Below are 687 nucleotides of genomic sequence, written 5' to 3' on the forward strand. Positions count from 1 at the left end.
ACTCTTGTCCATCGAACTTGGTGACCACCAAAGCATCGTCGCTCAGTCCTTCTACCTCAATGGTGTACGCTAATGTCGCCATTGCGTCTCTCCTATCGTTAACCCTAAACACAAAAACCTTAAACGCAAATTACCAACGGATTGATAATTTGAAGTTAAGGTTTTCAGGAGGCTCCCTGTAGGAAGCCTCCGAAAATCAAAGCGATTAAGCTTCGACTGGTTTACGCCAGTCGTCTGAGCCAGACGTACCTGCGTTAACGTGATCCCAAGTGATCTTACGGTAAGACATAGAGACCGTTAGGTTTTGAGTGAAGTCAGACATCGCCGGATCCTGACAGTGTGGCATTTCACACTGAATATCGACGATAGATGCGTTCTCAAGCTTAGTGGTGAAGAAGTTTTCTTGCTTGCCTTCGATAGACGTACGGTACCATTTCAGTTCAACGGTCTTCATCTTCTCACCAGAAGAGAGTGCGTTGTACAGCAGTGGCACAGCTTTGTTTAGCGACACAGTAAACTGGAATGGTTTGTGAACACGTTGACCAGAAGGCTGACCAGATTGAGGGTCAGTTGGTACTGTTACAACGTGGTCAAACTTTTGAACCAGCATCTCATCTTCGTGGCCTTCAACGTAAGAGTCACCGATAGAATCCGCAGTACACGCACCTGCAGTGATAAGACCCTGAG

Annotated in this window: 1 protein-coding gene; it reads right to left on the reverse strand. The window is 46.7% G+C overall.

The annotated features are described in order from the left end of the window. Positions 1-205 precede the first annotated feature (205 nt). Positions 206-687: Hcp family type VI secretion system effector (locus RH46_RS18205; protein ID WP_006880991.1), on the reverse strand; the 482-nt coding region annotated here is incomplete at its 5' end.

Source organism: Vibrio brasiliensis LMG 20546 (assembly GCF_000189255.1).
Lineage (GTDB): Bacteria > Pseudomonadota > Gammaproteobacteria > Enterobacterales > Vibrionaceae > Vibrio > Vibrio brasiliensis.